Origin of the sequence: Micromonospora foliorum, assembly GCF_022229015.1 — a bacterium.
GTDB lineage: Bacteria > Actinomycetota > Actinomycetes > Mycobacteriales > Micromonosporaceae > Micromonospora > Micromonospora foliorum.
Map to the genome: position 1 here is coordinate 1 of NZ_JAKKFF010000090.1, position 24,491 is coordinate 24,491.

Consider the following 24,491-nt stretch of genomic DNA (forward strand, 5'->3'; position numbering starts at 1 on the left):
GCCTCGGCGCCGGCCTGGCCGCCCGCACGGAGGAGATCGCCCAGGCCATCACCGCCGAGATGGGCTCTCCGATCGGTATGTCCCGGACCGCCCAGGTCGCGTTCCCGGCCGCGGTGGTCGAGTCCATCGCCGGCCTGGCCGACGACTTCGCCTGGACCGAGGAGGTCGGCAACTCGCTGATCGTCCGCGAGCCGATCGGTGTGGTGGGCGCGATCACGCCGTGGAACTTCCCGCTCCAACAGATCGTGTCCAAGCTGGCACCGGCCCTGCTCGCCGGCAACACGATGGTCTTCAAGCCGTCCGAGAACGCCCCGCTGACCGCGCGCATCCTCGCCGAGGTCGCCGCCGAGGCCGGCGTACCGGCGGGTGTCTTCAACGTCGTCTACGGCACCGGCGCGACCGTCGGCGAGGCGATCTCCGCCCACCCGGACATCGACATGATCTCGTTCACCGGTTCCACCCGCGCCGGGCAGCGCATCGCCGCGGTGGCCGCGGCGACCGTCAAGCGGGTCGCGCTGGAGCTGGGTGGCAAGGGCGCGAACATCATCCTCGACGACGCCGACCTGCCCGCCGCGGTCGAGCGGGGCCTCATGATGGCGTTCTCCAACGGCGGTCAGGTCTGCGGCGCGTGGCCACGGATGCTGGTGCCCGCCGACCGTCAGGACGAGGTCGTGGCGTTGGCCGTCGAGGCCGCGAAGCAGTACACCGTCGGTGACCCGGGCGACGAGGCCACCCGGATCGGCCCGATGGCGTCCGAGACCCACCGACAGAAGGTCGTCGGCTACATCGAGCGGGGCATCGCCGACGGCGCCCGGCTCGTGTTCGGCGGCCCGGAGCGGCCCGAGGGGCTGCCCGTCGGGGCCTACGTCCAGCCGACGATCTTCGCCGACGTCGACCCGGCCTCGGCGATCGCCCAGGAGGAGATCTTCGGCCCGGTGCTGACGATCATCCCCTACGCCGACGATGAGGAGGCCGTGGACATCGCCAACGGCACGCTGTACGGCCTGACCAGCGGCGTCTTCGGCGAGCCGGAGCACGCACTCGCGGTCGCCAGGCGCCTGCGGGTCGGCCAGGTCGACGTGAACGCCGGCCACTGGAACCCGCTCGCCCCGTTCGGCGGCTACAAGCACTCCGGCAACGGCCGCGAGTTCGGCCGCCTTGGCCTGGAGGAGTTCCTGGAGACCAAGTCCATCCAGCGCTGAGGGCACAGTCGGCCCTGGCCCGGCCCGAACCGTGTCGCAGGGCCAGGCCAGGGCCAGGGCCAGGCCCCGTCAGCACCCGCTGCGTCCTTTGCTCTGCTGCAACGGAGGCAACGCCCGTCGTCCGAATATCGGACATCCGGTGTTGCCATGGCTGAAGCAGAGCAAAGGTGCGGTGCAGCGGCCGTCCCCTCCAGGATCCGGACCCGACGGCGGAACATCGCGGCCCGGCCTGTCTGTTGAATACGACGTGCCGGCCCAGCCGGCCCCACCGATCGGAGACACCGTGGACCGCGCCCAACTCGCCAGCTTCCTGCGCACCCGCCGCGAGGCGCTCCAGCCCGAGGACGTCGGGTTGCCCCGGGGCCCGCGTCGGCGCACCGGAGGGCTACGGCGCGAGGAAGTCGCCACGTTGAGCGGGATGTCCACCGACTACTACAGCCGGTTGGAGCAGCAGCGCGGGCCGCACCCCTCGGACCAGATGCTCGCCGCCCTCGCTCGCGGCCTGCGGCTCTCCCTCGCCGAACGGGACCACCTGTTCCAGCTCGCCGGGCACGCCGTTCCGCACCGCGCGGTGCGGGCCGACCACGTGAACCCGGGCATGATGCGCATCCTCGACCGGATGCACGACACCCCGGCCCAGGTCGTGAACCACCTCGGCGAGACCCTGGCGCAGACCGCGCCGGCCGTCGCCCTGCTCGGTGACGAGACCCGGTACACCGGGCTGGCGCGCAGCGCGCACCACCGCTGGTTCACCGACCCGACGGCGCGGCGGCTGCACCCGGCGGAGGACCACCAGACGCAGAGCCGCCTGCTCGTGGCGCACCTGCACGCGGCGTACACCCGGGACGGGCGCGGCTCGCGGGCCGCCGCGCTCGTCGACGACCTGCTGACCAGGAGCCCGGAGTTCGCGCAGCTGTGGCGGGAGCACCCGGTGCCGGCCGGCTACTGCCCGCCCAAGCATTTCGTGCACCCTGAGGTCGGGGCGTTGGAGCTGCACTGCCAGACGCTGGTGGACCCCGACCAGTCACAGACACTGTTGGTCTTCACCGCCGTGCCCGGGTCGTCGAGCGACGAGAAGCTGCGGCTGCTCTCCGTCATCGGCGCCCAACTCGTCTGACCACAGATCACGCCCCGGGCGCGGCCGTCCAGGCGGTCGGACGGGAGAAGCTCGACCTGGTGGGCCCGCCGCGCACCGTGGTGGACAAGGTACTCAAGGGCGTTCCCATGCACCCGTAACGGCATCCGTGGCGACGAAGACATTGATATCGGTGTGTATGACTGTAATGATTAACACACTTTACAGTTGTTTCGCCGCCCGGAAGGACCTCCACATGGCGCGACGATTGGCCGGGCTCGTGCCCCGCCGCCCCCGCACCAGACTGACCTCCGCGCTCGCCGCGGCCCTGCTCGCCGTACCGACCGGCCTGGTCGTCGGCGCATCGCCCGCCACGGCGGCCGCGACCGGCGCCATCACCGGGTACGGCGGCAAGTGCGTCGACGTGGCCGGCGCGAACCCTGCCAACAACACCCCTGTGCAGCTCTTCACCTGCAACGGCTCCACCGCGCAACAGTGGACGGTGGCCGACGACGGCACGATCCGGGCGCTGGGCAAGTGCCTGGACATCGCCGCCGCCAGCACCGCCAACGGCGCCCGGGCGCAGATCTACGACTGCAACGGCACCGGAGCGCAGCAGTGGTCGCCCAGCGCCGGGCAACTGGTCAACCCCACCTCGGGCAAGTGCCTCGACGCGACCGGCCCCAGCTCGGCCGACGGCACCCCGCTGCAGATCTGGAGCTGCACCGGCACCGCCAACCAGACCTGGGCGCTGCCCACCGGCGGCGGCACCACACCGCCGCCCTCGGGTGGTTTCACCCACCCCGGCGTGCTTGTCAGCCGAGGCCAGCTCGACTTCGTCCGGGGCCGGGTGCAGGCCGGCGCGCAGCCGTGGGCGGGGGCCTACAACCAGATGATGAGCAGCCGGTACGCCTCCCTGTCGCGCACCCCGGCGCCCCGTTCGGTGGTCGAGTGCGGTTCCTACTCCAACCCGAACAACGGCTGCACCGACGAGCGGGAGGACGCGATCGCGGCGTACACCGACGCGCTCGCCTGGTACTTCACCGGGGATGCCCGGTACGCGCAGAAGTCGATCCAGATCATGGACGCGTGGTCGGCCACCATCACCGCGCACACCGGCAGCAACGCCCCGCTGCAGACCGGCTGGGCGGCCTCGGTCTGGCCCCGGGCGGCCGAGATCATCAAGTACACGTACACGAGTTGGCCCAACGCCAACCGCTTCGCCACCATGCTGCGCAACGTCTACCTGCCGATGGTGCGCAACGGCTCGAACAGCAACGGCAACTGGGAACTGACCATGATGGAGGCCACCGTCGGCATCGCGGTGTTCCTAGAGGATCGGGCCGTGTACGACGCGGCAGCCACCCGCTTCCTCAACCGCACCCGGGCCTTCGTCTACCTGCCCAGCGACGGCGCGTTGCCGTACACGATGCCCGGCAGCGGCCTGGACACCAGCGCGGAGATCATCGGCTACTGGCAGGGCCAGTCCACCTTCGTCGCCGGCCTCGCCCAGGAGACCTGCCGCGACTTCGTCCACACCGGGTACGGGATCTCCGCCATCTCGCACGTCGCGGAGACCTCCCGGATCCAGGGACGGGACCTGTACCCACAGGTGGGTGAGCGGCTGCGTCAGGCACTCGGCTTCCACTCGCGCTACCAGCTCGGCGAGGCGCCGCCCTCCTGGCTCTGTGGTGGCAGCCTCACCCGGGGCCTCGGGCCGATCACCGAGGTCGGCTTCAACGCGATGAGCACCCGGTTGGGCAACGTCATGACCAACACCCAGACCCTCACGCTGCAACAACGTCCGGCCGGAACCAACAACCTCTTCGTCGCCTGGGAGACGCTGACCCACGCCAACAATCCCAACTGACCAGGCCGTCGTGGGGTGGCGCCGCACGTTCGGCGCCACCCCACGACGGTGCTCAGTTGTCGGCCCCCAGGGCCACCACCGGGCTGACCCGCGACGCCCGACGGGCCGGCAGCACCCCGGCCAACGCGGTCAGCACGACCAGGGCCACGAAGAGCCCGGCCAGCGGCAGCAGCGGCGCGGTCAGCGGCGCCTCGATGCCGAGGGTCTGGACCGCCAACCAGGCGTACGGGATGCCGAGCACCAGGCCGATGGTCGCGCCGATCACCCCGTACAGGCCGGACTCGACGGTGAGCATGGTGCGCAGGCCGGTCCGGGACAGCCCGATCGCCCGGAGCAACCCGGACTCGCGTACCCGCTCCACCACCGAGAGGGCGGTCGTGGAGCCCACGCCGACGACCGCGATCAGCACGGTCAGGCTGACCAGACCGACCGCGATCCAGACCAGGGTGCGCACCAACGCGTCGTTGCGGTCCCGTTCGTCGGCGAGGACCGCGAGGCCCACCCCGTCGCTGCCCCCGATCGCCTGCCGCAGCGCCCGCACGCCCGCGGTGCGACCGTCCTCGCCGGCACCGGCCGCGTCGGCCAGCAGACCGGTGTACGCGGCCGGCACGCCGAGCCGGTCCAGGTCGGCCGGATCGGCGAGGATGCCCGCGTGCAGCGGCCCGTCACCGGGCAGGACCGCGGCCACCCGCACGTCTACCCTGCCGGTGGCGACGGCGAGCGTGACCGTGTCGCCGGCCCGCAGACCCGCGTCCCGCGCGACCCAGCTGTTGAGCACGATCCGGCCGGGGCCACGATCGGCCAGGCTGCCCTGCGCCACGTCCAGGTCACCGGTGCTCGGCAACGCCGCCAGGTCCAGGTCGCTGGCCGGGTAACCGGACTCGACGTTGCCGAGCTTGTCGACGCCGCGCAGCAGCCGGGCGTCGTCGACCAACCGGTACGGCACCACCCGGGCCAGCGCGCCGCGCGCCGCCTCGGCCCGGGTCACGACAGCCGGCGGGAGCGTCCCGCCGTTGCTGGTGACCTCGAAGTCGGTCGGGGCCGAGAGCGCCATCTCGCGGTCGGCGAGGATCTGCAGCGACGCGCCGCCGATGACCACCCCGGAGATCAGGGTCACGCCCAGCGCGACCACGACGGAGACCGCGGCGGCCCGGCGCGGCGCCCCGCCGATGCCGCCGACCGACATCCGTCCGAGCGGCCCGAGCTGGCGCAGCGGCCAACCCACCACGGCCAGCACCGGGCGCACCAGCAACGGGCCGAGGGCCACCAGCGCGAAGAACGCCAGCGCGCCGGACCCGACCAGCAGGAGCAGTGGCATCGACGGGTCGTAGTTCGACTGGTCCGGCTTCGGCAACTGGCTGATCGTCGCGACCGCCGCGAGGATCGCGCCGACGGCCAGGAGCAGCCCGAAGACCAGACGCAGCACCCCGATGCCGCGCCGGCCGGCGGTGACGCTCGCCGCCCGCAGTGCCTCCAGCGGGGAGACCCGGGCGGCCGAGAGCGCCGGTGCCAGCACGGCCAGCACGGTGATCACGACGGCACCGATCACCACCGTGACCGCCGCCGCCAGCGGCAGGCCCGGTGAGGAGACCGCGTGGCCGGTGGCGCGCAAGATGGCCGGCAGGGCGTACCCGAGGGTGAGGGCGCTGGCGACCCCGACGACGCCGGCGACCAGCCCGGTCAGGGCTCCCTCGGCGGTCAGGGCCGCCACCAGGGTGCCCCGACTCGCGCCGACCGCCCGCAGCAGCGCGAGCTGCCGCATCCGCTGGGCGAAGACGATGCGGAAGGTCGAGGTGACCACCAGAGCCGCCGCGACGACCGCGATGGAGACGAACACGCCGACCAGGATGAAGAGTTTCCCGACCTGTTCGGCCGCCGCGTTGGCCTCGGCCTCGCGCACCTCGGCGCCGGAGCGGATCGGCTGGCCGGCGACCGCCGCCGTCACCCGTTGCCGGACGACCTCCGTCGAGGTGCCGGGGCCCACCCGCACGTCGACGCGCTCCACCGTCGTCAGGTGCGCCCAGGCGATCACGGCGCTGTCCGGGGCGTACGCGTCGTAGCCGGCGTCGGCGGCGGTGTCCACCACGCCGGTCACGGTGAGTGGGGCGGGCGCGGTGAGTTCACCGCCCATACCACTGGTGGTGGTCCCGACCGAGAGCCCGAGCCGTTCGGCGGTACGCGGCGTGATCGCGATCTCGCCGGGCTGGTCCGGGTAGCTGCCCTCGATCACCCGGACCGTGGTCAGCGGGCCGGTGCCCGGATCGGACTGGAGGTTGAGGTACCCCTCGCCGACGGAGACCCCGGTCGAGACCCGGGCCACCGCCTCGGCGACACCGGGCACAGCCCGGATCTGCCGCACGTCCGCGACGGTGGGTGGCGGCGCGTCGACGCTGCCGATCACCAGGTCGGTGACGGCCGGGGTGCCGCTGAGGTTGTCCCGCACGGTCCGTTCGGTGATCTGCTGCACCAGCACGGTGCCGAAGACGACGAACGACGCGACCAGGATCGCCAGGCCGGTCAGGATCAGCCGGCCGGGCCGCCGGGCCGCGGCGGTCGTCTGGGTACGCAGGACTGTCGCTCTCATCGGCGGGCCGCCAGCTCACGCAGGGCGTCGGTGACCGACACCTGGTCCGGCTTGTCGATCTCGCCGGCCAGCCGCCCGTCGGCGAGCAGCACCACCCGGTCGGCGTACGCGGCGGCGATCGGGTCGTGGGTGACCATGACGACGGTCTGGCCGAGGTCGCGTACCGAGTCGCGCAGGATGGTGAGCACCTCCGCGCCGGAGCGGGAGTCGAGGTTGCCGGTCGGCTCGTCGGCGAAGACCACCTCGGGTCGTGCCACCAGCGCCCGGGCCAGCGCCGCCCGCTGTTGCTGGCCGCCGGACAGCTCGCTGGGCCGGTGGTTCAGGCGGTCGCCGAGGCCCAGTACCCGCACCAGGTGCGCGAGGAGTTCGGCGTCGGGCTGCCGACCGGCGAGGTCCAGTGGCAGCGTGATGTTCTGCGCCGCGGTGAGTTGCGGCAGCAGGTTGAAGGACTGGAAGACGAACCCGACCCGCTCCCGGCGTACCCGGGTCAGCGTCCGGTCCGACTGGCCGGTCAGCTCGGTGCCGCCGAGCAGGACGCGACCGGAGGTGGCCGTGTCGAGGCCGGCGAGGCAGTGCATCAGGGTCGACTTGCCGGACCCGGACGAGCCCATGATCGCGGTGAACTCGGCTCGGCCGAAGCCGACCGAGACCCCGTCCAGGGCACGGACGGCGGTGTCGCCGCTGCCGTACACCTTCACCAGGTCGACCGCGGCGACCGCGGCGTGGCTGGTCTCCGGCGGGGCGTGGGTTGTCATCGTTCCTCCAGTTGCTGCGTGGTGACCCGGAAAGACTCGCCGCCACCGGCGGGTGGGCGCATCGGCCCGGAGCCGGGTATCGCCGACGCCGGGTCTGCCTTTCGGCCGATCCGCCACCTCCGCCCGGCTGGCTACGCTGGGTCACCATGAGCACGCCGGATCTTCGACGCTGGTGGGTACGCCTGGCCCAGGCCGCCGGGCTGGTGGCCATGGGGCTGCTCGCTCTCTTCGACCTGCGGTTCGGCGCACCGGAGAGCCTGGCCGCTCTCCTGCTCCTGGTGGTGCGGATGGGGCTCGCGGTGGCGACAGTGCCGCTCTGGCTGCCGGTGCACCGGCTGGGTTCGCGGGTGCTGCCGCTGGCCGCGCTGGTGCTCGCCTGCGCCTCACTGGCCGTGACGGCGGCTGTCCTGGTCCTCTTCGACGGCAGCTATCTGATCAGCGGCAGCTGGGGGCTCGCCGAGTCGGCGGGGCTGATCGGGGTGGTCTTCGTGGTGGCCCGCTGGGGCGCGCCGCGGCTCGCCCCGTGGGCGGCGGTGGCCGCCGGGCTCGCCGTGGCCGCGTTACCGCTGCGCGTCGGCACCGAGAGCCTGCTGGTGATCTTCGGTCTGCTCCAGGTGATCGCCGCGGCCGGCGCCGCCGGGGTGGGGCTCTACCTGCGCATCGTGGCCGCCGGCCGGGAGCGGGCCATCGCGCTGGTCCGGGCCGAGCAGCGTGCCGAGTTCGCCCGGGATCTGCACGACTTCATCGCCCACCACGTCACCGGCATCGTGGTGCAGGCACAGGGCGCCCGGTTCGTCGCCGAGCAGGACCCGCAACGGGTGATCGTCGCTCTGGAGCAGATCGAGCGGGCCGGTGCGGAGACGATGGCCTCGATGCGGCGGATGGTCGGGATCCTGCGCAACCCGGACGCCCCGCCGGACGCGCCGCTGGCCCCGCTGGCCGGGGTGACCGAGCTGGAGCCGCTGCTGACCGGGTTCAACGGCGCGGCGAACGCGCCGGCACGACTGCACGTCGACGGCGACCTGAACGGACTGCCGGTGGAGGTCTCGACGTCGGCGTACCGGGTGGTGATGGAGGGGCTGACCAACACCCGCCAGCACGCGCCGGACGCACGGTCGGTGGACGTGGCCGTGCGGCGTACCCCGGACTGGTTGCTGGTCCGGGTCGCCGACGACGGCGCGTCGCCGCGCACCGCGCCGGCCCGGGGGCACGGCTTCGGCCTGATCGGCCTCACCGAGCGGGTACGCGCCCTCGGCGGCACGATCACCGCCGGGCCCGGCGCCGCCGGCGGTTGGGTGCTCGACGCGGCGTTCCCGCTCCGGGTGGCGGTGGCGCGGTGATCCGGGTGCTGATCGCCGACGACCAGGCCATGGTCCGGACCGGCTTCGGCATGATCATCGGCGCCCAGTCGGACATGGAGGTGATCGGCGAGGCCGCCGACGGCGTCCAGGCCGTCGAACTGGCTCGACGACTGCGCCCGGACGTGGTGCTCCTGGACATCCGGATGCCCCGCCTCGACGGTCTCGAGGCACTACGGCTGCTCGCGGCGCCGGGCGTCGCCGAACCTATACGGGTGGTCGTCGTGACAACCTTCGACCTCGACGAGTACGTGCACACCGCGCTCTCCAACGGCGCGTGCGGCTTCCTGCTCAAGGACTCCGGCCCGGCCCTGCTGGTGGAGGCGGTCCGCGCGGCCGTGTCCGGCGACGCGCTGATCAGTCCCTCGATCACGGTACGGCTGTTGGAGCACCTCAGCTCGCCGGCTCCGGCCCGCGACGAGGGTGGCCTGTCGCCACGGGAACTCGACGTGGTGAAGCTCGTCGCCCGGGGCCTGACCAACGCCGAGATCGCCACCCAGCTCTTCATCGCCGTGGGCACGGTCAAGACCCACCTGGCCAGCGTGCAGATGAAACTCAAGGCCCGCAACCGGGTCGAGATCGCCGCCTGGGCCTGGGAACGCCGCCTCGTCGGCTGACGGGACAACGGTGCGACCGGCACTGCCCTAACATCAATGGCAGTCAATTACTGGTCCGCTGCGGTCAACCGGAAGTGAGGTCATCACCGTGCCCAATCATCCGTTCCGCAGAATCCGTTCCACGGCCGCCGCGCTGGCCGCCGGCGCGCTGGTGGTGGCCCTGGTCGCGGCGGGCGCGACCCCGGCGCACGCCGCCGCCGACACCGAACGCCCCACCGCTCCCGGCCCGATTACGGTCGTCGCCATCGACACCACCTGGGTCGAGCTGACCTGGGCCGCCTCGACCGACAACGTGGGGGTGGTCCGCTACCCGGTCGGCGCGCGATTCGAGGATTTCGGCGCCCAGTATTCGACCGACACCAACAGCATCCGGATCACCGACCTGCGGCCCTCGCGCACGTACACCTTCTCGGTGTGGGCTCTGGACGCGGCCGGCAACAGCTCGCTGTCGAACCCGACCCTGCGGCTGACCATGCCACCGGGGGACGACCAACCGCCGAGCGCGCCGGGTCAACCGGTGGCGTACGACGTCGCCGCCACGGTGGTCCGGCTGCGGTGGGCGCACTCGGTGGAGAACGTCGCGCTCGACAGGTACGAGGTGTTCCGGGTCGACGCCGGCGGCACTCTCACCCGGGTCCGTGAGGTGTACCAGTACCCGCCCGTGAACAGTGCCCAGATCAGCGGGCTGACGCCGAACACCACGTACACCTTCGTGGTGCAGGCCCGCGACGAGGTCGGACACCTGTCCCCCCTGTCCGCGCCGGTCACCGTGACCACCCTGCCGCCACCGCCGACCTGCACGGTCCGATCCGTCGTGCGGCAGTGGCCGGACGGCTTCGTGGCCCACCTCGTCGTCGAGAACACCGGCTCGACGGCGGTCGACGGGTGGACGATGACGTGGCGATTCTGGGCCAGCCAGCAGGTCCAGGGCATCTGGGGCGCGAAGGTCGTCGACCGCCTCAACAACAGCTACCTCCGGGTGGGCAACACCGGCCGCAACGCGGTGATCCCGCCGGGCGGCACCGTGTCGCTGGGGCTCGTCGCCACCGGCACGCAACTGCCGGAGGAGATCACGCTGAACGGCGGCCTCTGCACGGTGGCAGACGAATAACGCTCGACTCCGGGGTCTGGCGCCGGCCACGACATCTTGCGACGCTAACGCCTGTGTATGACTACGACCTGTTGGTGCTGGGCTCCGGACCCAGCGGTCAGAAGGCCGCGATCGCCGCCGCCAAGCTCGGCAGGCGGGTCGGCATCGTGGACCGCCGCGACATGATCGGTGGGGTGTGCATCAACACCGGCACCGTCCCCTCCAAGACCCTGCGCGAGGCCGTGCTCTACCTGACCGGCCTGAGCCAGCGGGACCTGTACGGCAGCAGCTACCGGGTCAAGGAGGAGATCACGGTCAGCGATCTGGCCGCCCGGACCCAGCACGTCATCACGCGGCAGACCGACGTCATCCGCAACCAACTGGCCCGCAACCGGGTCGCGATGATCACCGGCACCGGGCGTTTCGCCGACGCGCACTCGATCTGGGTCGACGGTGGCTCCGGCCGCGAGTCCAAGGTGACCTTCGACAAGGTCGTCATCGCCGCGGGCACCCGCCCGGCCCGCCCGGACAGCGTCGACTTCGACGACCGGACGATCGTGGACTCCGACGGCGTCATCAACCTTCAGGCCGTACCCCGCAGCATGGTCGTGGTCGGCGCCGGCGTGATCGGCATGGAGTACGCCTCAATGTTCGCCGCGCTCGGCACCAAGGTGACCGTGGTGGAACGCCGCGAGCGGATGTTGGATTTCTGCGACGACGAGGTCGTCGAGTCACTCAAGTACCACCTTCGTGACCTGTCCGTGGCGTTCCGCTTCGGTGAGGAGGTCGCCGCCGTGGAGAAGCACCAGACAGCGGCGTTGTGCATCCTCAAGAGCGGCAAGAAGATCGTCGCCGACACGGTGATGTACTCGGCTGGGCGACAGGGCCAGACCGACGACCTGGCGTTGGAGGCGGCCGGGCTGGAGGCGGACCGGCGCGGCCGGATCAAGGTGGACGCCAACTACCGCACCACGGTGGACAACATCTACGCCGTCGGCGACGTGATCGGCTTTCCCGCGCTCGCGTCCACCTCGATGGAGCAGGGCCGGTTGGCCGCGCAACACGCCTGCGGTGAACCGATCCGGGAGATGCACGGTCTGCAACCGATCGGCATCTACACGATTCCGGAGATCAGCTTCGTCGGGCAGACCGAGGCGCAGCTCACCGAGAGCTCGACGCCGTTCGAGGTGGGCATCGCCCGGTACCGGGAGTTGGCCCGGGGTCAGATCGTGGGCGACTCGTACGGCATGCTCAAGCTGCTCGTCTCCCCCGACGACGGTCGACTGCTCGGGGTGCACGTGTTCGGCACCGCCGCCACCGAGATCGTCCACATCGGTCAGGCGGTGATGGGCTGCGGCGGCACTATCGACTACCTGGTCGACGCGGTGTTCAACTACCCGACGCTGGCCGAGGCGTACAAGGTCGCCGCCCTGGACGCGTCCAACAAGATCCGCAACATCACCCGCATCGACGGCTAGTGCGTTGGCTGACCCGGTGCGGGCGCGGCGGCTTGGGAAGGTGGCGAGGCTTCCACCGTCTCCCCGGCACCGTGGCACGAGAACGGGACGCATGCGTTATTTTCCCCACAGATCGAATGTATTGACGCAGTGTCATATGTCGATCACTGTAGTCGCATGAAACCACGGCTGTTCCTCATCGCCGCACTCGCCGCTGTCGTCGCCACCCTCACGGTGCCCTCGGCCGCCCACGCCAACCCCGACGACAGCAATCGCGCGAGCGTTGCCGGAATCTCCGCACAGGCCATCCAGGCCGGCCCCGACGACAACAACAACGCAAGCGTTTCCGGGATCTCCTCGCAGGCCGCTGGCTCCTGCCCCTACACCGCCCTGTGCCTCTACACCGAGGGCGATTTCCGCGGCCGCATGTTCGTGATCTACGCCTGTGGCAACTACGCGCTGTTCAACTGGAACGGCTGGGGGTCCGTCTACAACAACCAGACTCCGAGCTACTGGGCCTATCTGCTGGACCAGTACGGCAATGAAGCCCACGGCTTCGTCGAGGGAGCCGGCGCAAGCTGGGTGGAGTTCGACCCGTACTGGTACGCCAAGCCCTGCTAGTGCTCTGACCACGAACGTTCACGGTGTGGGTCAGGCTGCCGTTCGTACGGCGGGCTGACCCCAATCGTCGTTGGCGTTGGGAGCGGATGCGAGCGCGCTCGCGACCCCGGTGATCAAGAGGTTTGCGTCATGACACGCCAGGCAGGATGACGCAAACCTCTTGATCAACGAGGCCGAGGGTGGGGCCGGTGCGGGGCGCGGGGCCTCCGCACCGGCCGGTGGGGTTCAGCTGGCTGAGCAGGTGGGGCTGAGGCTGCCGGCGGTGCCGTTGGCCTGGAAGCCGTACTCGGTGGATTGTCCGGCGCCGACCTGGCCGTTGTACGCCACGTTCGTCCAGTTCGTCGTGCCGCTGCTACCGCTGCGGTTGGCGTTCCACGCGTTGGTGACCGTCGCGCCGGACGGCAGACCGATGGTGACCGTCCAACCGTTGATGGCCGACGAGCCGGCCGTCACCTTCACCGTGGCCACGAAGCCACCCGTCCACTGGTTCACCGACACCGTCGCCGTGCAGCCACCCGGGCCCGGGGGCGGAGTCGTGGGCGGGTCGGTCGGCGGATCGGTCGGCGGGTCCGTGGGCGGGTCGGTGGGCGTGGTGCCGTTGTTCAACGCGGCGAGGACCGCGTCGTACGCGGGCTTCTTCGAGCCGTTGCTGTTGAACAGCAACGGGGTCTGCGACGCCCGCCACGAATCGCTGTCCCGGATGCCCCACACCGTGATGCCGTTACAGCGGGCCACGGCCAGGCAGTCCTCGACCACACTGCGGTAGGTTGCCGCCGAAGCGCCCTGGATGTCCAACTCGGTGATCTGCACATCGACGCCGAGTGCCGCGAAGCTCGACAGCGTGGTGCGGTAGTTGCTCACATACGGGGACTCGTTGTTGAAGTGCGACTGGAACCCCACGCAGTCGATCGGCACGCCACGGGCCTTGAAGTCCCGCACCATGTTGTAGACGCCCTGGGTCTTGGCGTGCGTCCAGTTGTCGGTGTTGTAGTCGTTGTAGCAGAGCTTCGCGTTCGGATCCGCCGCGTCCGCAGCCCGGAACGCCGCCTCGATCCAGTCGTTGCCGGTGCGCTGCAGGTTGGAGTCGCGGCGGCCTCCGGAGCTGCCGTCGGCGAACGCCTCGTTCACCACGTCCCACGCCACGACCTGACCCCGGAAGTGGGTGGCCACCTGCGTCACGTGGTTGAGCATGGCCTGCCGCAGTGCGCTGCCGCTCATGCTCTCCATCCACGGCGGCTGCTGCGAGTGCCACGCCAGGGTGTGACCCCGCACGCTCATCCCTCGGCTGCGCGCGTGGCTGACGATCTGGTCCGCGGCCGAATAACTGAACCGACCCTGCTGCGGCTCCGTCGCGTCGATCTTCATCTCGTTCTCGGGCGTCACCGAGTTGAACTCACGGTTCAAGATCGTGGTGTACGCGCTGTCGGAGAGCTTGTACGCGGCCACCGCCGTGCCGAAGTAGCGACCCTTCTCGGCGGCGGACGCGCCGAGCGTCGTCCCGGCGGCGGCCGGCGCCGTCAGGAACAGCGCCATGCCGGCGACGAGGGCGCCCGCGCCGGTCAGCGCGATGGCGGCTCTCGATGCCGCCTTCCATCTCGCGTTTCTCATCCTGTGACTCCTCTTTGGGGTGGTGGGGTGGAAAGGGATTTCAGGACACCGAACAGGCGGCACCGTTGAGGGCGAACGAGGTGGGCTTGCCGGTGCCGCCCTCGTGCGTGGCCTGGAAGCCGATCTCGACCGACGCGTTCGGGGCGATGGTGTTGTTGTAGGAGACGTTGCGGGCGGTCACCGCACCGCTCGCCGGGGCGTACTGGGCGTTCCAGCCGCTGGTGATGCGCTGCCCGGTGGGCAGCGTGAAGGTCAGCGCCCAGCCGTTCACGGCGGTGGCACCGGTGTTGGTGATGGCGACACTCGCGGTGAGACCGCTGTTCCAGGCGTTGACCGTGTAGCCGACCCGGCAGGGACCGCCGGTTGGCGGCGGCGTCGTCGGGGGCGGCGTCGTCGGGGGCGGCGTGGTCGGGGGCGGCGTGGTCGGGGGCGGGGTCGTCGGCGGCGCGGTGCCGTCCAACCCGAAGAAGCGGATCACCTGCGCGGCGTCGACCGGCAGGTTGTGCGTGACACCCTGCATGCTGATCGCCTCGACCGGCGCCATCGGGCCGCTGCTGCCGTACCGGGTGCGGGTGTAGCCGGACTGCGGGGAATCGGTGTACGTCGGGGTCTGACTCAGCCCGTGCACGTTGGTCCACTGCTTGACCTGCTCACCGAAGTTCGGGTAGCGCAGCGTCTCATCGTTGGTGCCGTGCCAGATCTGCATCCGGGGCCGCTGGCCGGTGTAGCCGGGGTACGCCTCCCGGACCAGGTCACCCCACTGCTGCGCGGTGCGGATGAGCTGCCCGTTGGCGCACTCGCTGTTCCACTCCGAGGTGCCGCCGGTGGCGAAACAGGCGAACGGCACCCCGGCGAACGAGGCGCCCGCCGCGAACACGTCCGGGTAGACGCCCAGCATGACGTTGGTCATCATCGCGCCCGAGGAGGTGCCGGTGGCGAAGATCCGCGCGGGGTCGGCCGAGTAGCGCTGCCGCACGTAGTCGACCATCGACATGAGCCCGACCGGGTCGCTGCCGCCGCCACGGCGTAACGCCTGCGGCGAGTAGACGTCCCAGCACTTGCTAGAACGGGTGGCCGACGGGTAGATCACGATGAACCCGTACCGGTCCGCGAGGGATGCGTACTGGGTGCCCGAGTGGAACGCGGGGCCCGTCCCGGTGCAGTAGTGCATCGCCAGCAGGATCGCCGGTCGGGTCGCCACCCGGTCCGGGACGTACAGGTGCATCTGCAGGTTGGTGGGGTTGGTGCCGAAGTTGGTCACCTGCGTGAGCGTCGCCGCCGACGCGGGGGTGGCGAACGTCAGAGCGGCGGCGGCCAGTGTCACGGCCGCCATGACGACGCCAAGCATTCTCGTCTTCAGTGTCATCGTCGCGATCCCTTGCGAAAAAGGCGCGTGGAAGGGGACTTAAGTCGAGGACTGCCCTTCGCCCGACCTTGACCGCGGCTCGCGTGACCATGTCAGCTTCAATCGAGCACACTCGATTGTCAATACTTCCGGAAACCTTTCGCCGCAACGGTTCCGGCGGTCACCTGCGCAGCAATCGGCATCGACGGGCATGGTCAGCGGGGATCAGTGGCGATAAATTATCGGGACGTTTTCGGAACCTGCCAGGCCGCTGGGCGTACGGCACGAGGGCGGCCCGACCGGAAGGCCGGGCCGCGCCTCACCGCCGCTCAGTAGATGTCCCGCCCTCGCTCGTCCGGCACCCCGGACTTGCGGAAGAAGTACGTGTTGATCTGGTCGCGCCACTCGGTGGCAGAGCGCACCTGCTCGTCGAGGCGTTCGGCGACCCGCTCGTAGACGCTCGGGTCGATCATGCCGGTCAACGCCTGCCACTTCCGCCGCATCGCCGTCACCTCCTCGACCCCCGCGAAGTGGGTGTCGTAGATGTGTTGGATGACTGTCGAGCCGCTGTGCAGCACATGCCCGTACGGCACGTGGTGGAAGAAGAGCAGCAGCTCGTCGGGGCAGCTCTCGGGTGACTCGTACACCTGGGCCCAGTACGGCGGGTACTGGCCGGTGAAGCCGGTGCCCGACGCGCGGCTGCGGTCCACGCCGACGCCATCCCGGTCAGCGAAGTGGTAGGTGCCCCACCGCGTGTACTCGTACCCGTCGACGCCGGGGCCGTAGTGGTCGCCGGGGTTGACCATGAACCCGACGCCCAGCGGGGCGGTGTAGCGCTCGTAGGTGCGCCACGAGTCGTCCATGATCTCGTGCAGGGTCCGCCGTACCAGCTCCGCGTCGGCGGTCGCCGACGGCGGAAAGGTCAGCGTGATCCACTCGTCGAGGATCGCCGTCGGGTCCCGCCGAGGGTCCCAGGCCAGCCGGCCGAACGTGTACAGGTTGGCCTGTGCCAACGGATGCCCGGTCCAGAAGGGGTCGTCGCCGACGTTGGCGACCGCGACGATCCCGCCGCCCGCCGCCGACTCCCCGGTGACCACGTCGGCGATCGTCCGTCCACCCGGCCCCCAGGGGGCGAAACGCAGCACCTCACTCCACCACGGGCCCAGGTGGCAGACGTGCCGCTGTTGGCCCGTGTACTCCTGGGTTACCTGCAACTCCACCGCCAGCCGGGTCGCCGGCATCGCGGCCAGCACCGGTGAGACCGGCTCGCGCGTCTGGAAGTCCACCGGGCCGAACTTCACCTGGACGACCACGTTGGTGCGGAACCGCCCGTCGAGCGGGGCGAAGTGGTCGTACGCGGCCCGAGCCCGGTCGGTGGACCTGTCCCGCCAGTCCTGGTGGTGGTTGTAGACGAACGCCCGCCAGTGCACCACTCCCCCGTGCGGGGCGAGCGCCTCGGCCAGCAGGTTCGCCCCGTCGGCGTGGTCCCGGCCGTAGGTGAACGGGCCGGGTTGCCCCTCCGAGTCGGCCTTCACCAGGTAACCGCCGAAGTCCGGGATGCGGTCGTACACCCGCCGGGTGGTCGCGGCCCACCAGACCCGCACGGTCTCGTCCAGGGGATCGGCGGTCGGCAGGCCACCGAGGACCACCGGTGCGGCGAAGCTGACCGACAGGTGCACCCGGATGCCGTACGGGCGCAGCACGTCGGCGATCTCGGCCACGTCGCCGAGCCGTTCGGTGAGCAGCAGCGCCTCCGTGCCGGCCACGTTGACGTTGTTCACCGAGATCGCGTTGACCCCGCAGGACGCCAGCAGCCGTCCGTACTCCCGCACCCGGGCCAGGTCGCCGCGCGGACGGCCGTCCTGCCAGAAGATCGAACCGCCCGCGTACCCCCGTTCGACCTGGCCCATCACCGGGTGCACGGCCACGTTGTCCCAGTGGTTCAGCATGCGTCGGCGCAGCGTCGGCCGGTGCCGCTCCGGGGGCCGGACCGGGTCGAACGCCGCCGCGCAGAGCCGGACCACGTGGAAGAGCCCGTACAGCAGGCCGGCCGGCGCGTCGGCCAACACCGCTGTCACGTCGCCGGCCCGTGCCAACACGAAACCCTCGTCGCCGAGCGTCCCGCCGTCGCCCAGCTCGACCAGCGCCGCCTCGCCGGCGGCGCGCGCCGCCTCCACCGCCGGGTTGGGCAGCTCACCGGCGTCGCGCAGGGCGAACACCAGGTCGACGTCGACGTCCCAGGACGGGGAGTGCCACACCCGTCCGCCGTAGCGCGCACAGGCGCGCGACACCTCGGTGAGGACGGTGTCGACGAGCAACCCCTCGCCGTGCAGGAGGATGCGGCGCGCGCCGAGCGACCGGAACGCCTCCGGGGGCAACCAGGCCGGATGCACGCGCGGCTGGTCACCATCCATCGGCTCCTCGACGAACATCAGCTGCTCCAACTCCACCGACTCTTCGGCGTTCACCGGTCCTCCTCCAGCACGACAACCCCGTACGCCGGCAGCCGCAGGGCAGCGCCGGCCGCCGTACGGTCGCCGGTGAGCAGGTCGACGCCGCCGTTCCGGGTGGTCACCTCGACCGGCTCGGCGCGGTGGTTGAGCAGAAACAGCAGCCGCGACCCGTCCGCCGCGACTCGGACGGCGGACTCCAGGTTCGGTACGTCCGGGTAGGGCCCGAGCAGGTCGTGCTGGTCGAGCACCTGCCGCACCACCCAGGACACCCCGGCCTGGTCCAGCCCGGCGGCCACGTACCAGCCGTCGCCGGCGCCGAAGGCGTTGCGGGTCACCGCCGGGGTGCCCGCGTAGAAGTCGGCCAGGTAGGTGCCGATGACCTGTGCGCCCTGCGGGATCACCAGCTCGAACAGCAGCCGCGCGTCGACGTCGACCTGATCCGCGCCGTCACCCAGGCGGACCGGGTTGACCACCTCCGGGCCGCGCGCGTCCCACTCGTCGACCCGGACACCCATGAGCTGGCCGAGCGAGCCCGGCACGTCCATCAGGAACGCCTGGTCGTTCTCGTCCACCCGGCCGGACAGGTAGGTGGTCAGCACCGACCCGCCGCGCGTCGCCACCGCCTCCAGCCGCTGCGGCAGGTCACCCTTGAGCAGGTGCAGGGCCGGGGCCACGACCACGTCGTAGCGGGACAGGTCGGCGGTCACCGCGACGACGTCCAGGTCCACACCGGCGTCCCAGAGTGCCCGGTGGTAGGCGAGCACGACCTGCTGGTAGCGGACCAGCCGGGACGGGCCGTCGGACAGCTCCAACGCCCACCAACTGTCCCAGTCGAACAGCAGCGCCACCCGGGCCGGGGTCCGCGCGCCCAGTGACACCGGGCCGAGCCGTTCCAGTTCGGCGCCCAGCTCGGCGACCTCCCGGAACACCCGGGTGTCGGCGCGACCGGCGTGGCCGATGACCGCACCGTGGTACTTCTCGCTGGCCCCGCGGGAGGCGCGCAGCTGAAAGAAGAGCACCGCGTCGGCGCCGTGCGCCACGGCCTGCCAACTCCACAGCCGCATGAGACCGGGGCGCTTCAACGGGTTGACGTCGCGGCACGCGGTGCAGCTCGGGGTCTGTTCCATCAGCCAGAACGGCTGGCCGTCCTTGAGCCCGCGCATCAGGTCGTGGGTCAGTGCCATCCGGGCCGCCGACTCGTCGTCGGGCGGGTAGTTGTCCCAGGAGACGAAGTCCAGATGAGGGGCCCAGCGGTGGTAGTCGATCGGCCGGTACATGCCCATGAAGTTCGTGGTCACCGGCAGCGTCGGGCTGGACTCCCGGATGGCCGCTTTCTCGTCGCGGAAGTTGGTAAGCATCGCGTCGGAGGTGAACCGCAGGTAGTCCAGGGTGATGCCCGGGAAGGCGGTGTGGTCCGGGCCGCGCCAGTGCTCGGTCAGCGCCGACGGCGGCTCGATCTCGTCCCAGTCGGTGAAGGTGTGCGACCAGAAGGTGGTGTACCAGGCCTCGTTCAGCTCGTCGAGGGTGCCGTAGCGGTGGCGCAGCCAGTTCCGGAACCCGGCCGCGCACAGCGCGCAGTAGCAGGCCCCGCCGTACTCGTTGCCGACGTGCCAGGCGAGCACCGCCGGGGTGTCGGCGTAGCGGCGGGCGACCCGGCGGGCCAGCTCGGCCGAGAGCCGGCGGAAGACCGGCGAGCTGGGGCAGGAGTTGTGCCGCTGACCGAACCGGTGCTTGCGGCCCTCGAAGTCGGTGCGGGTCACCTCGGGGTACGCCTTCGCCAACCACGGCGGGTGGGCTCCGGTGCCGGTGGCCAGGCAGATCCCGCGTCCCTCGGCACTGGCCCGCTCGACGATCCTGTCCAGCAGCGCGAAGTCGTAGGTGTCCTCGGCGGGCTGGGTGAGCGCCCAGTCGAACACCCCGAGGGTGACCAGGTCGATCCGTGCGCTGTCGAAGAGACGGTAGTCCTGCTTCCACACGTCCTCGGGCCACTGTTCCGGGTTGTAGTCGCCCCCGAAGGGCACCTTGGCGCTGAGGGGCAGGCTCATCGGGTGAACTCCTTCCGGATCAGGTGGATCATCGGTTCGCTGACGCGCAGGAACGCCAGCACCGCGACCGACGCGAGCAGCATCAGCACCGCCTCGGAGAAGACCGCGGTGATGCCGGCCGCCGCGGCCAGCAGCAGGGCGTTGCCGACGGAAACGCCGGGGGTACGCAGCAGGAAGTGCACGGCCAGCCGGAGCACGTCCCGGGTGCGGAAGTCGAACAGCGAGGTGATCACCAGGGCGTTGGCCGCGCAGAGTGTCACGCCCACTCCGATCAGCACCAGCGGCACGGCCCACCAGCTCGACAGGCCGACCGCGCCGGAGTAGGCGAGGTTCAGGGCGAGCACGGTCAACCACAGCAGCGTCGGCACCCAGACGCGCAGCACACCCGACACGTTCGCCCGGTAGCCACGCCAGAACAGGGCGGCCGGGCGCAGGTCGGTCAGGTCGGTTCGCTGGTGGCGCAGGGCGTACAGGGCGGCGGATATCGCCGGGCCGACCGGTACCAGGAGGAGCGCGGCCAGCGGCAGGTTGCTGGGGTCGCGGCCCAGCACCAGCAGCGGGAGCAGGGCGGGCAGGGTGGTGATCAGCAGGAGCAGCTCGACCACGAGCAGGATGTAGACGCGCGAGGTGATCCGCGACAGTGGCCCGTCGCCGAACTGTCGCCAGGTCTGGGCCGCGCCACTCACGATCGCTCCCTCTGCTCGGAGACGGTGGTGCGCACTGCGGTCCCGCTGGTCGTCCGGCCGGGTGGCGGGCGGACCGCACGCACCGGGACCGGCCGGGGGTCCGGTCGGGCCGCGACAGGCCGCCCGACCGGACCCGCTGATCAGCCGTTGTTCTTCTGGAACCGCTCGTACGCCTTGTTGACCAGGTCGATGTACTGGTCGGAGTTCTTGGCCTTCAGCTCGGCCACGTACGCGTCCCACTCGCTCAGCGGACGCTGACCAAGGGCGAACTTCAGCGTGTTCTGGGTGACGAAGTCCTTCAGGGGCGTCTCCCAGAGGGACACCTGCTCGCGCTCCTCGTCGGTCAACGGGGCGGGCGGGGGCACCTCCCTCGGTTTGCGGGCGTCCATCACCTTCTGGAACTCCAACTCCTCCGGGGAGAAGAAGCCGCGGACCAGGTCGGGGCTGCCGCCGTAGGCGAAGACGCCGTTCTGGAAGCCGAAGTCCTTCTGCAGGTGCTTGGGGGCCTTCGGGTTGAGGCCGAGGAAGTCGACTCCGGGGTTGAGCGTGCGCTTGCCGGACGCGTCCTTGGTGAAGGTCGTGCCCTCGATGCCCCAGCGGGCGAACTCCAAGCCGGCGTCCGAGTACCAGAGCCAGTCGATGAACTGCATCATGGCCACGAAGTTCTTGCTCTCCCGAGCCTTCGTGGAGATCATGATCCCGTTCTCCAGTCGGGGGAACGGGTTGATCTCACCGGCCGGGCCGACCGGCAGCGGGATCTTGGCCAGCTTGGCGTTCGGCAGGGTCTTGGCCAGGTCGGGCCGGTGGTTGTTGACCAGGGTCTGCGCGTTGCCGGTGACCACGAATGACTTGCCGTTGGCGAGCTTCTGGCGGGCCTGGTCGTCGGTCTGGGTGAAGCTCTCCGGGTCGAGCAGGCCCTCGGCGACGAGCTTGTGCAGGTAGGTGACCATCTGCTTGTACTGCTCGGAGGCGCCGGTGTAGGTGAACTTCTTCGCCGCCGGGTCCCAGGTGGCGTGCTGGTAGTCCCAGCCCGCCTGGGTACCGTGGGACGAGCCGAGGATGTTCAGCAGGGCGCCGGTCGGGTTGGGCTTGCTGAACAGGTCGGAGTACGGGTAGACGTTCGGGTACTTCGCCTTCATCGCCTTGAGCACCGTGTAAAGCTCGTCCCAGGTCTTCGGGACCGCCAGGTTGAGCTCCTGCATGATGTCGGTGCGCACCAGCACCGTGTAGTCCTGCGTGGGCTTCTCGTGGACGCCGGGCAGCAGGTAGAACTTACCGTCGGCCTGCCGCAGATTGTCGATCTCCGGCTTGAGGTTCCACTTGGTGATCTTTTCCTTGAGGTTGGGCATCAGGTCCAGGTAGTCGCTCACCGGGAGGATCGCCCCGGAGGACACGAAGGCGTTCTCCTGCGGGTGGTACGTCTTCGGGATGATCAGCGGAGCGTCTCCGGCACCGATCAGCAGGCTGCGCTTCTGCTCGTAGTCGCTCAGCGGCACGGCCACCGGTTCGATCTTGACATTGGTCCGCTTGGTGAGTTCCGACCAGAACAGCCAGTCCTCCTTTAGCGGATAGAACGTGTGGTTGTTGTAGAGGGTGGAGAACGAGAGCGCCTCGGTGGCCTTGAACTGGTCACCGACGCCGTAGTTGGCCATCGCGCCGACCCGGTTCTCGGAGAGGTCGGTCGAGTCACCGGGGTCCTCGGAACAGGCGGTGGCAAGGGAGAGCGCAAGCAGACCCGCGGTGGCCAGTGCCACGCGGCGCCACGTCTTGTGGAGCATGGCTGTCCTTTCGGTGGTGGGGATTCGGAGGGAAGCGGTGCGGCGCCGGCGTCACCCCTTGACCGCGCCGAGCATCACGCCGCGGACGAAGTACCGCTGGACGAAGGGGTAGATCGCCAGGATCGGCAGGGTGGTCAGCACGATCGTCACGGCTTGGAGGGTGGCCGCGGCCTGGACCTTGTCGGCGTCGGCCGCGGCCGACTCGGCGCTGGTGGCGCCCGCGATGAGGTTGCGGAGGTACACGGTGACCGGCAGCAGGTCCTGCCGGTCGATGTAGAGGAACGCGGTGAACCACGAGTTCCAGAAGGAGACCGCGTAGAAGAGCACCATCGTCGCGATGATCGCCTTCGACAGCGGCAGCACGATCCGCAGCAGGGTGCCGTACGTGTTCAGCCCGTCGACCGCTGCCGCCTCCTCCAACTCGCTCGGCAGACTCTCGAAGAACGCCTTCATGACCAGCAGATTGAACACGCTGATCGCATTGGGGATCACCACGGCCCAGATGGTGTTCTTCATGCCCAGGCTGGTGACCAGCACGTAGTTGGGGATCAGGCCACCGGAGAAGAACATGGTGAACAGCGCGACACCGATGAGAAACGGGCGCCCCTTGAGCTGCGGCTTCGACAGCACGTACGCGTAACAGGTGGTCAGCACGATCGAGATGAGCGTGGCGACCACCGTGTACACCACCGTGTTGCGGTAGTTCGTCCAGAACATCGCGTCCGACATCAGCAGCTTGTACGCGGTCAGGTCGAACCCACGCGGGACGATGGTCACCTCGCCGGCGATGATGTACGCCTCTTCGCTGAGCGAGCGGGCCACGATGTTGAGGAACGGGTACAGCGTCACGACCACGACGCCGAGCAGGACGACCGTGTTGACCACCCGGAAGATCCGGTAACCCCGGCTGTCCACCGGCCCGCGCGTCTTCGGGGCGTCGATCTTCGTGCCGAGGGTCACCACAGGCTCGTCCCCACCGTGCGACGGGAGATGACGTTCGCCGACAGGACGAGGATCAGCCCGATCACCGCCTCGAAGAGGCCGATGGCTGCCGCGTAGCTGAAGTTGCTCGACTGGAAGCCCATCCGGAACAGATAGGTGGAGACCACGTCGGCGGTCGGGTACGTCAACGGGTTGTAGAGCAGCAGGATCTTCTCGAACCCGACCGCTAGGAAGCTGCCGATGTTGAGGATCAGCAAGGTCACCATCGTCGGACGGATGCCGGGCAACGTGACGTGCCAGGTCTGCCGCAGCCGACCGGCGCCGTCGATGCGGGCGGCCTCGTACAGGTCCTCGTCGACGGTGGTGAGGGCGGCGAGGTAGAGGATCGTGCCCCACCCGACGGTCTGCCAGACCTCTGACGAGACGTAGATGGTGCGGAACCACTCCGGTTTCTGCAGGAACGCCACCGGGTCGCCACCGAACAGGTTGACGAGTTGGTTGGCGGTGCCGTCGATCGAGGTGAACTGCATGACCATCGCCGCCACGATCACGATCGACAGGAAGTGCGGCAGGTAGGACACGGACTGGACGAACCGCTTGAAGCGGCGGGCCCGAACCTCGTTGAGCAGCAGCGCCAGCACGATCGGCAGCGGGAAACAGAACAGCAGGGTCAGCGTCCCCAGCACCAGGGTGTTGGTGAACACCTCCCAGAACGTCGGGTCGGTGAGGAACATCCGGAAGTAGCGCAGCCCGACCCAGTACTCACCGAAGATGCTGCCACCCGGCTTGAACCGGCGGAACGCGATGATGTTGCCCACCATCGGCAGATACCGGAAGACCAGGAAGAACAGCAGCGGCAGGATGGCGAGGGAGTAGAGCTGCCAGTCCCTGCGCAGTGCCTGGCGCCAACTGCGGCGGCGTCGTGGCGGGCGCGGGGCGGGGCTCTGCGCCTGCTGCGGAGCACTCGGCGGCGCCGGCGGCGGTGGCCGCAGGGTGGATGTCATC

The 24,491-nt window shown here is 70.2% G+C and carries 18 protein-coding genes; 8 read left to right on the forward strand and 10 right to left on the reverse strand.

The annotated features are described in order from the left end of the window. The 3 genes from PSH25_RS08330 to PSH25_RS08340 all read left to right on the forward strand — a co-directional run. A partial coding sequence (locus tag PSH25_RS08330) for an aldehyde dehydrogenase family protein (protein WP_238658439.1) occupies positions 1-1,202 on the forward strand: 1,202 nt, incomplete at its 5' end. 283 nt (positions 1,203-1,485) lie between these two features. After that, entirely contained in the window at positions 1,486-2,319 is an 834-nt protein-coding gene (locus tag PSH25_RS08335; protein WP_238658440.1) for a helix-turn-helix transcriptional regulator, read from the forward strand. A 214-nt stretch (positions 2,320-2,533) separates the two neighbouring features. Next, a complete protein-coding gene (locus PSH25_RS08340; protein ID WP_238658441.1) occupies positions 2,534-4,147 on the forward strand; it encodes a ricin-type beta-trefoil lectin domain protein in 1,614 nt (537 codons plus the stop codon). A 52-nt stretch (positions 4,148-4,199) separates the two neighbouring features. Here the strand turns inward: PSH25_RS08340 and PSH25_RS08345 are convergent, their stop codons facing one another. Then, positions 4,200-6,731 (reverse strand): ABC transporter permease, encoded by a 2,532-nt coding sequence (locus PSH25_RS08345; protein WP_238658442.1) that lies wholly within the window; start codon positions 6,729-6,731, stop codon positions 4,200-4,202. After that, positions 6,728-7,486, reverse strand: a complete 759-nt coding sequence (locus PSH25_RS08350; protein WP_238658443.1) for an ABC transporter ATP-binding protein — start codon at positions 7,484-7,486, stop codon at positions 6,728-6,730. Before PSH25_RS08350 ends, PSH25_RS08345 begins: the two co-directional genes overlap by 4 nt. Before the next feature lie 146 nt (positions 7,487-7,632). Here PSH25_RS08350 and PSH25_RS08355 point away from each other — a divergent pair, with 146 nt between their 5' ends. The 5 genes from PSH25_RS08355 (at position 7,633) to PSH25_RS08375 (ending at position 12,629) form a co-directional block, all read left to right on the forward strand. Beyond that, positions 7,633-8,826: a sensor histidine kinase gene (locus PSH25_RS08355; protein ID WP_238658444.1), complete on the forward strand. Its 1,194-nt coding sequence runs from the start codon at positions 7,633-7,635 to the stop codon at positions 8,824-8,826. Then, positions 8,823-9,461: a response regulator gene (locus tag PSH25_RS08360; protein ID WP_238658445.1), complete on the forward strand. Its 639-nt coding sequence runs from the start codon at positions 8,823-8,825 to the stop codon at positions 9,459-9,461. The genes PSH25_RS08355 and PSH25_RS08360 overlap by 4 nt, the downstream gene beginning before the upstream one ends. An 88-nt stretch (positions 9,462-9,549) precedes the next feature. Beyond that, positions 9,550-10,572 carry a fibronectin type III domain-containing protein gene (locus PSH25_RS08365; protein WP_238658446.1) on the forward strand — a complete coding sequence of 341 codons (1,023 nt, stop codon included), beginning with the start codon at positions 9,550-9,552 and terminating at the stop codon, positions 10,570-10,572. Positions 10,573-10,625: 53 nt separating this feature from the next. Next, entirely contained in the window at positions 10,626-12,029 is a 1,404-nt protein-coding gene (sthA, locus tag PSH25_RS08370) for a Si-specific NAD(P)(+) transhydrogenase (RefSeq protein ID WP_238658447.1), read from the forward strand. Positions 12,030-12,185: 156 nt separating this feature from the next. After that, the gene (locus PSH25_RS08375) at positions 12,186-12,629 is read left to right on the forward strand and encodes a peptidase inhibitor family I36 protein (protein ID WP_238658448.1); all 444 of its coding nucleotides are present in this window, start codon (positions 12,186-12,188) and stop codon (positions 12,627-12,629) included. Positions 12,630-12,854: 225 nt separating this feature from the next. Here the strand turns inward: PSH25_RS08375 and PSH25_RS08380 are convergent, their stop codons facing one another. From PSH25_RS08380 to PSH25_RS08415, 8 genes are all read right to left on the reverse strand, one after another. Further along, positions 12,855-14,237 carry a glycoside hydrolase family 10 protein gene (locus PSH25_RS08380; RefSeq protein ID WP_372492742.1) on the reverse strand — a complete coding sequence of 461 codons (1,383 nt, stop codon included), beginning with the start codon at positions 14,235-14,237 and terminating at the stop codon, positions 12,855-12,857. Between the two features lie 40 nt (positions 14,238-14,277). After that, the gene (locus PSH25_RS08385) at positions 14,278-15,603 is read right to left on the reverse strand and encodes an extracellular catalytic domain type 1 short-chain-length polyhydroxyalkanoate depolymerase (RefSeq protein WP_238658449.1); all 1,326 of its coding nucleotides are present in this window, start codon (positions 15,601-15,603) and stop codon (positions 14,278-14,280) included. Between the two features lie 308 nt (positions 15,604-15,911). Further along, a complete protein-coding gene (locus PSH25_RS08390; protein ID WP_238658450.1) occupies positions 15,912-18,050 on the reverse strand; it encodes an alpha-glucuronidase in 2,139 nt (712 codons plus the stop codon). Next, positions 18,047-20,080, reverse strand: a complete 2,034-nt coding sequence (locus PSH25_RS08395) for a beta-galactosidase (RefSeq protein WP_238658451.1) — start codon at positions 20,078-20,080, stop codon at positions 18,047-18,049. Before PSH25_RS08395 ends, PSH25_RS08390 begins: the two co-directional genes overlap by 4 nt. Beyond that, entirely contained in the window at positions 20,077-20,766 is a 690-nt protein-coding gene (locus tag PSH25_RS08400) for a DUF624 domain-containing protein (RefSeq protein ID WP_238658452.1), read from the reverse strand. The genes PSH25_RS08395 and PSH25_RS08400 overlap by 4 nt, the downstream gene beginning before the upstream one ends. A 140-nt stretch (positions 20,767-20,906) precedes the next feature. Continuing rightward, positions 20,907-22,544, reverse strand: a complete 1,638-nt coding sequence (locus PSH25_RS08405; protein WP_238658453.1) for an ABC transporter substrate-binding protein — start codon at positions 22,542-22,544, stop codon at positions 20,907-20,909. Between the two features lie 51 nt (positions 22,545-22,595). Continuing rightward, positions 22,596-23,504: a carbohydrate ABC transporter permease gene (locus PSH25_RS08410; RefSeq protein WP_238658454.1), complete on the reverse strand. Its 909-nt coding sequence runs from the start codon at positions 23,502-23,504 to the stop codon at positions 22,596-22,598. Continuing rightward, positions 23,501-24,490 carry an ABC transporter permease gene (locus tag PSH25_RS08415; RefSeq protein WP_238658455.1) on the reverse strand — a complete coding sequence of 330 codons (990 nt, stop codon included), beginning with the start codon at positions 24,488-24,490 and terminating at the stop codon, positions 23,501-23,503. The genes PSH25_RS08410 and PSH25_RS08415 overlap by 4 nt, the downstream gene beginning before the upstream one ends. Position 24,491: the final 1 nt, after the last annotated feature.

Coding starts and splice junctions, on each gene's coding strand:
- PSH25_RS08375 (WP_238658448.1), top strand. CDS start 12,186: ATGAAACCACGGCTGTTCCTCATCGCCGCACTCGCCGCTGTCGTCGCC.
- PSH25_RS08395 (WP_238658451.1), bottom strand. CDS start 20,080: ATGAGCCTGCCCCTCAGCGCCAAGGTGCCCTTCGGGGGCGACTACAAC.
- PSH25_RS08345 (WP_238658442.1), bottom strand. CDS start 6,731: ATGAGAGCGACAGTCCTGCGTACCCAGACGACCGCCGCGGCCCGGCGG.
- PSH25_RS08380 (WP_372492742.1), bottom strand. CDS start 14,237: ATGAGAAACGCGAGATGGAAGGCGGCATCGAGAGCCGCCATCGCGCTG.
- PSH25_RS08340 (WP_238658441.1), top strand. CDS start 2,534: ATGGCGCGACGATTGGCCGGGCTCGTGCCCCGCCGCCCCCGCACCAGA.
- PSH25_RS08385 (WP_238658449.1), bottom strand. CDS start 15,603: ATGACACTGAAGACGAGAATGCTTGGCGTCGTCATGGCGGCCGTGACA.
- PSH25_RS08350 (WP_238658443.1), bottom strand. CDS start 7,486: ATGACAACCCACGCCCCGCCGGAGACCAGCCACGCCGCGGTCGCCGCG.
- PSH25_RS08355 (WP_238658444.1), top strand. CDS start 7,633: ATGAGCACGCCGGATCTTCGACGCTGGTGGGTACGCCTGGCCCAGGCC.
- PSH25_RS08415 (WP_238658455.1), bottom strand. CDS start 24,490: ATGACATCCACCCTGCGGCCACCGCCGCCGGCGCCGCCGAGTGCTCCG.
- PSH25_RS08405 (WP_238658453.1), bottom strand. CDS start 22,544: ATGCTCCACAAGACGTGGCGCCGCGTGGCACTGGCCACCGCGGGTCTG.